Source organism: Desulfosarcina sp. (genome assembly GCF_033791525.1).
Taxonomy (GTDB): domain Bacteria; phylum Desulfobacterota; class Desulfobacteria; order Desulfobacterales; family Desulfosarcinaceae; genus Desulfosarcina.
The window spans coordinates 1-7,018 of record NZ_JASJGN010000246.1; the positions used below are offsets into that span (position 1 = coordinate 1).

Here is a 7,018-nt window from a genome sequence, read left to right on the forward strand (position 1 = left end):
CCGCAGTCCAGTTGACCTGGTCGCTGAGAATAAAACCGATTTGTTTCTTGTAGAAACCGCGACCCAGGTATCCCAGCCAGATGATGTCGATAAGAAAAAAGACGGGGATGGTGAGCAGATAAAGTTTGATATAAAACAGTGTGTTCATCCCACGACCTTGATTCGTCCAACCGCCGCCTCCACCGCTGTGAGAATCTCGCCGGATCGCAATACGTTCAGCATGGTTTCCATATCCTTGTACAACTCACGGTCTTGAGCCATGTAGGGCACGTGACGACGGATCACCCGGTAGGCCTCACGGGTGCCCCTGCCGGCCGTCAACTTGCGCGATTCGGTGACCAGATCATAGGCTTGGGCCGCACAGAGCAGTTCGATGGCGATGACATTCTCTACGTTGCTGAGAATTTCTCGGCTCTGGCGAATGGCGATGGTGCCCATGCTCACATGATCTTCCTTATTGGCGGAGGTGGGTATGGAGTCCACGCAGGCCGGGTGGGCCAGCACCTTGTTCTCCGACACCAGGGCGGCGGCGGCATACTGACCGATCATGAATCCGGAGTTGATGCCTCCCTGTTTGATCAGAAAGGCGGGCAACTCGCTGAGCTGAGGGTTGACCAGCCGCTCGATGCGCCGCTCGGAAACGCTGCCCAGCTCCGCCAGCCCCATGGAGAGATAGTCAGCGGCCATGGCCACAGGTTGGCCGTGGAAATTGCCGCCCAGCCGCACCTCCTCGGTATCCGGGAAAATCAGCGGGTTGGTGGTGGTCGAATTGATTTCAATGTCGATGACCCGACGGGCATGGGCCACCGCATCCTTGCTGGCCCCATGGATCTGGGGCGCACAGCGTAGCGTGTAGGCGTCTTGAACCCGGGCGCAACCATCGTGAGAAGTGATGATCTCGCTGGCTTCGGTCAGTCGCAGCATGTTTTCCGCGGTAACTATTTGGCCCGGATGGGGTCGAATTTGGTGGATGCGCGGGTCAAACTCGCTGTTTGAGCCCATGAGCACCTCCAGGGTCATGGCGCAGGCGATGTCCGCCATTTTGGACAGGCGCACCGCGTCGTTCACCACCAGGGCGCCGATGGCGGTCATCACCTGGGTGCCGTTGATCAGGGCCAGCCCCTCTCCTGCAGCAAGAGTCAACGGGGCCAGCCCGATCTGATCCAGTGCCGCCGCGCCGGGTATGCGGTTTCCCCGATAAAACGCCTCACCTTTGCCGATGAGCACCAGGCCCAGGTGGGCCGTGGGCGCCAGATCTCCGCTGGCCCCCACCGAACCCTTCTCCGGCACCACCGGTGTCACCCCATGATTGAGAAAAGCGAGCAAATATCGAATGGTCTCCATGCGGCAGCCGGAATAGCCCAAGCACAGGTCGTGAACCCGAAGCGCCATGATGGCCCGGACCACCTCCTCGGGGAGCGGGTTACCTACGCCGGCGGCATGACTCATCAGAATATTCTCCTGCAGCCGGCGTGTGTCTTTTTCGGAAATGATGACGTTGCAAAGGGCTCCAAACCCGGTGGTGATGCCATAGATTACGCGTTTTTCCTTCACCCAGCGCTCGATCAGGGCGCTGGTTCTGGCCACCCGGCCTTCTCCGGCAGCGGACACACCGACCTCGCGGGCTGATCGTGCCACCGTCACCAGGTCGTCTATCGTTATTTTCTCCTTATCCAGGAGCAAGGGCTTCATGGTCATTGATTTTCTCCATGTTTTTTGGCAAACAACCCATCCACCGCCGCATCCACCGCATTGTCGTCGGCAAGGAAAGGGAGTGTTATCTGATCGCCGTTGTCATTGTCCCGGTTGTAGGCAGCGGCCACGCTGATGGCATTGGGATTTCTGGCCCAGTTGCGCCGGGCCACCCCGCCCATGACGTCCCAGTTCATGGCCGAGCGGATAATACCGTCCACCCGCCGGCTGCCGTCTAAAACCAGGCCGAAACCGCCGTTGATGGCCTTGCCGATGCCGGTGCCTCCGCCGTTGTGCAGCGCCACCAGGGACATCCCCCGGGCGGCGTTTCCCGCAAAGCAATGGGTGGCCATGTCTGCGGTCACGTTGCTGCCGTCGGTGATGTTGGCGGTCTCCCGGAACGGCGAATCGGTGCCCCCGGGGTCGTGGTGGTCACGACCCAGCATGATGGGCCCCACTTCCTTGTTTCTCACCATGGCATTGAAGGCCAGGGCAATGTGCAGGCGTCCCTGCGCATCCTGGTAGAGAATTCTGGCCTGGCTACCTACCACGAGGTGGTTCTTGCCGGCATCACGAATCCACACATAATTGTCGCGATCTTCGGGACGACGGTCAGGATCGATGCAGGCCATGGCCGCCCGGTCGGTTTTCTCCAGGTCCTGCGGGTCACCGCTGAGGCAGACCCAGCGGAAAGGCCCGTAGCCGTAGTCGAAGATGGGACCCATGATGTCCTCGAAATAGGAGGGGAATACGAAACCATCTTTCACATCCTTGCCGTTGCGGGCGACATCCGTGACTCCGGCGTCGAAGACGGCTTTCAAAAAGGCGTTGCCGTAGTCGAAAAAATAGGTGCCCCGCTGGGAAAGCTTCCGGATGAGAGCCATGTGTGTGTTGAGGCTGGCATCTACCAGCCGGCGAAACGATTGACGATCCTCGGCCAGCAGACGGGTGCGCTCATCGAAACTGATACCCTGGGGACAATAGCCGCCGTCGTAGACCACATGGCAGGAGGTCTGATCCGAAAGCAGGTCTAAGGGAATATCATGGTCAACCATGTATTGCAGCAGGTCCACCACGTTGCCATGGTAGGCGATTGAGAGAACCCGTTTTTCTTCTTTGGCCGCAAGGGCCGCTTTGAAAATCTCGGCCAGATCGGCAGAAACCATGTTCACCCACCCCTGTCGGTGGCGGGTCTCTATGCGTGATCCGTCCACCTCGGCAATCACGGACACGGCCCGGGCTATCTCGGCGGCCTTAGGCTGGGCGCCGCTCATGCCCCCCAGTCCCGAGGAAACGAAAAGCAGACCTGATAGATCGCCGTCAGCCGGGACACCGCACATTTTGCGGCCGGCCCCCAGCAGGGTATTGTAAGTGCCGTGGACGATGCCCTGGGGGCCGATATACATCCAGCCGCCGGCGGTCATCTGTCCGTAGGCGGAAACACCCATCTGGGCGGCGATCTCCCAGTCGTCCGGATTGTCATAAAGCCCCACCATCAGGCCGTTGGTGATGATGGCCCGGGGGTTGTTCGGGCTGGAGCGGAACAGCCCCAAGGGGTGGCCGGACTGGACCACCAGGGTCTGGTCGTCGGTGAGTGCCTCGAGATATTTTTTAATCAGCCGGAACTGCATCCAGTTCTGGCAGACGCTGCCGGTCTCACCGTAGGTGACCAGCTCGTATGGGTAAAGGGCCACGTCGACATCCAGGTTGTTGTCCATCATCAACTGGAAGGCGCGACCGGCCAGGCAGTTGCCCCGATACTGCTCGATGGGCAGGGCCCGGATCTCGCGTTGGGGACGAAAGCGGTAGCCATAGATGCGCCCACGGGTTTTCAGCTCCGCCAGGAACTCGGGAATCAGGGCGGTGTGATGCTTGACGGGTATGTAGCGAAGGGCGTTTTTCAGGGCCACCGCGGTCTGGCTGCGGCTGAGCCGGAATCCGCGGTCCGGCGCACGGCGAATACCGGGTCGGAAATCAGGCATCTGCGGCAATGGGCCGTCCAGATGAATTTTCATGGCCTCGGAGGGATCAGCATGGGTAAACATGGCATATCCTCTTCTTTAGGAGTCAGACAACTTGTATATACATTTATATATTGAGCCATAAAATGAAGAGACCTGCCTGTCAAGAAAAAATGTGGACAATATCCATGAATGATGGGATAAAAAGTTAAAATAGAACCGTTGGTGTTGAGCTGATACATACCAATTTTTGAGAAGCCAAACAAGTTCACTATACAACAATGACACCTCGATCGACATCACGTCCGCCGTCCACCTCCAAGTGCCTGTTCATCAAGCAACAGCTGATCCAGGGCATGCGTGCCAAGCGCTTTACCGATACGCTCCCTTCGGAAAACCAGCTGGCGGCGACGTTCGGGGTGAGCCGGATGACTGCCCGCAAAGCATTGGTGGAACTGGAAGCCGAAGGGTTGGTGGAGCGGATCCGGGGCAAAGGCACCTACGTGAAGAAACCGGATCCGGCAATGGGCTATTTTGTCGTTCAGCCCTCCCGGCGCCATGCGGAAACCCTTGAGGTGGCCTACACCACCCGGGTTCTCGAATTACGGTCACTGGAAAAACCCCCACCAATGGTCGCGCGACGCATGGCCTACAGCGGGATGACCATTCTGGCCCGGCGCCTTCACTGCTTCGACGGCAAGCCGGTGCGCTATGAGATCCGCCACCTGCGCGGAGACCTGTGCGGCAGCATCCTTTTCGAAGACCTGGAGAGGATTTCCATCCACGAACTGCTGGTGGACCGCCTGGACCTGCCGCTATCCCGGGTGTGGCAGCATATTACCGCCGAAACCCTTGACGCCGACACCGCCGCTGTTTTGGAGGTGCCGGCCGGCCATCCGGCCTTTCATCTCCTTCGCACCACCTATACACACGACACTCCCGTGACTTGCGTAGAGTACTTTATCCGCGGCGAACTGGCCTTTGAAGACACTTTTGCCCCCGGCCGCACCGAGCCACCCCCTGGTACCGGATTCGGCCATTGACCGGCCATTTCAATGGTTTGGTGGATGTGGTAAACAGATCAACAATCAGCGTCCGTCCCATTTGAAAAAAAAGTAGACATCGCTATAGTATTTCAACACCCTTGTTAGTGTGCCGGGGACTTGAAACGAAGGCCCAACACATAGATTGGGCCGGAATATGATTTTGAGACGGTCCCTACGGAAACAAAATCGGAGGTCTCCCATGGTTCAATCTCCCACCGACCAATGCATCGTACTGCCTTTTCGTGCCGAGAACAGACATCCGTTTAACGGCACCGGCCTATCCCTTCATTTTCTTGTGGGAAACGTCCTGGCCCTGCACACCGGCCTAAAGGAAATGTGGTTCGGCTGGCGGGTAAAAAAGATTTTTCCGGAAAAGGCGGCTTTTGAGCGCTACTGCCGCGATGCGGCCGATAAACTGGATCTGCTTCAGGTCTGCCGGTCTCAGCAGGTGCGCTTGTGGCTCTACGGCAATTTCTCGGACCCATCGGCAAGCCTTCACTTTTTCGACGGACAGGCACCGGATGCCCGCCACGCGCCTGTCGATCTGCCGGTCTCCATTGACGACGGGCTGATCGGTTTTCGCACCCAATTGCTGAAATGGCTGGAATCCATGGGTCGGCCCATGCCGAAAGAGCAGGTCCAGGCAGCGCTGTGGCCCGAAACCATCGGCCGTGAAGGAATGAACGCCGTGGGTCGGGCGCTGGAAGGGTTTTATATTTATTCTGCCTATGGGGGCGACGGCCCTTTAGATGCGTCACCGTTTAAAAAGGCGGTCGCTGAGGCTCCAGATTCGTTCATGGCTCAGGATCTTTACGGCTGGGCACTATACCGCAACAAGGACTATAAGGCGGCAATGCGTGCATTTCTCACTGCACTCAGAATCAATCCGGCGGGTACCGGGGCCATGTCCGGTCTGATGTGGTGCGGGGTTTACGGCAAGGATCTGGAGGAGGCCATGTTCTGGTCCGGCCGAAAAGCCGACATCTGCCACCAGGACGTTCAGGCGGCCCGGGAGGCCGGGCGCCGACGATACCAAAAGGCCAACCCATAGGGATACCCACTGATGGACAACATCCATCAAAGTGCCATTTCCATATATACGGCACCGGAAAGCGGATTCTCATAATACGGCGTACACGTTAGAAAACCAAGGCCGGTGTAAAGGGAAAGGGCCGGCCGCAATTTTTCCAGGGTGTCCAGGCGCATACGCGCATAACCGGCGGTCCTGGCACTTTCGATCACCCGCAAGGCCAGTTTTTTGCCCAAGCCCCGGCCCAAATGGGAGGGCCGGACATAGAGCCGTTTCATCTCGCAGACCCCTTGCGCCAATGGCCGCATGGCCACGCATCCGGCCGCCTGTCCGGCCGCGGATGCCAGCAGCAGGGCACCCTGCGGGGGTGCGTACTTACCGGGCAGGCTGGCCAGTTCTTCCTCGAAGTGTTGAAAGCAAAGGTCCACCTGGAGAAACGCCTCGTACTCTCGAAACAGATCTCGAATGGTCTGGATGTGCGATGGGGTTGTTGCCCGCAGAATGTCGATCATGATGGATATCCGTCGGTAGCTGTTGAAGTGACATCTTATTATGGATTGTGCTAAAAGTGAAGCCCATTGAGAGGTGTCTGGTTTCAGTCGGCCTCCGATTTTTACTACCACCGGCAACGATGCCCCCGTAAAAAGTCGTAATTCCGACGGATTCGTAAAAACGCCGAGATCAAGGCTTGCGAAGCCCGAGGAATGAGGCGTACTGACGGTACGCCGCAGTGACGAGGGATGAAGCGTAACGCAGATATCGGCTTTTTTATGAATCCGGCAACAATGGAACCGCAATAACCATGACCGAACTGCTTGACATCTGTGGCATACCGACATTTCTCGAACCGTGGATCACACGGTTCTACACGCCTTTGGAAATTGACCTGCTGACAAAATTGAACAGAAGGCCGATGACGGCCGACGAAGTCCGCCAAAAGCGTGGAACTGCATCGTGTGACAACTTTCTCGAGCGTGCCTGGCGGCGCGGGGTGGTGCGGCGCCTGGACGACGGCCGGATCGCCCCGGCGGATTTCCATGTGCGCTTTGAAAGCTGGGCCCTGTTTGAAGGATGGCAGGATCTTCCGGAAGATATCAAAGACCGGTTGAACCGCTGGGAGATGGCTTTCTATGCGGCAAAACACCGCGAAACGGTGGCCTCGATCAAGGCTGGTCAGCAGAGACCCACGGAGGACGCCTGCCCCGAATACCTGCTGCTGGAAGAAGTTGCCTGTCTGTTCGAGCGCATCGAACGATTCTACCTGTGGCCGTGCAACTGCAGGGCCATGG

General features: G+C 58.1%; 7 protein-coding genes. 3 read left to right on the forward strand and 4 right to left on the reverse strand.

Going from position 1 to position 7,018, the window contains the following annotated elements; all coding sequences use genetic code 11:
• The 3 genes from QNK41_RS23050 to QNK41_RS12260 all read right to left on the reverse strand — a co-directional run.
• A partial coding sequence (locus tag QNK41_RS23050; protein WP_413815146.1) for a DUF2177 family protein occupies positions 1-148 on the reverse strand: 148 nt, incomplete at its 3' end.
• On the reverse strand, positions 145-1,692 hold the full coding sequence (gene hutH, locus QNK41_RS12255; protein ID WP_413815147.1) for a histidine ammonia-lyase: 1,548 nt from the start codon (positions 1,690-1,692) through the stop codon (positions 145-147). The genes hutH and QNK41_RS23050, both read right to left, overlap by 4 nt.
• A gap of 2 nt (positions 1,693-1,694) precedes the next feature.
• On the reverse strand, positions 1,695-3,737 hold the full coding sequence (locus tag QNK41_RS12260) for a urocanate hydratase (RefSeq protein ID WP_319257265.1): 2,043 nt from the start codon (positions 3,735-3,737) through the stop codon (positions 1,695-1,697).
• Positions 3,738-3,934: 197 nt separating this feature from the next.
• On the opposite strand from QNK41_RS12260, the gene QNK41_RS12265 reads away from it, so the two are divergent.
• Together QNK41_RS12265 and QNK41_RS12270 are read left to right on the forward strand one after the other, a co-directional pair.
• On the forward strand, positions 3,935-4,696 hold the full coding sequence (locus QNK41_RS12265) for a GntR family transcriptional regulator (RefSeq protein ID WP_319257267.1): 762 nt from the start codon (positions 3,935-3,937) through the stop codon (positions 4,694-4,696).
• A gap of 202 nt (positions 4,697-4,898) precedes the next feature.
• The gene (locus QNK41_RS12270; protein WP_319257268.1) at positions 4,899-5,750 is read left to right on the forward strand and encodes a hypothetical protein; all 852 of its coding nucleotides are present in this window, start codon (positions 4,899-4,901) and stop codon (positions 5,748-5,750) included.
• Between the two features lie 26 nt (positions 5,751-5,776).
• Here QNK41_RS12270 and QNK41_RS12275 read toward each other — a convergent pair whose 3' ends face one another.
• Positions 5,777-6,241 (reverse strand): GNAT family N-acetyltransferase, encoded by a 465-nt coding sequence (locus tag QNK41_RS12275; RefSeq protein ID WP_319257271.1) that lies wholly within the window; start codon positions 6,239-6,241, stop codon positions 5,777-5,779.
• A gap of 290 nt (positions 6,242-6,531) precedes the next feature.
• Here QNK41_RS12275 and QNK41_RS12280 point away from each other — a divergent pair.
• The coding region (locus QNK41_RS12280; RefSeq protein WP_319257273.1) for a hypothetical protein at positions 6,532-7,018 on the forward strand (487 nt) is incomplete at its 3' end.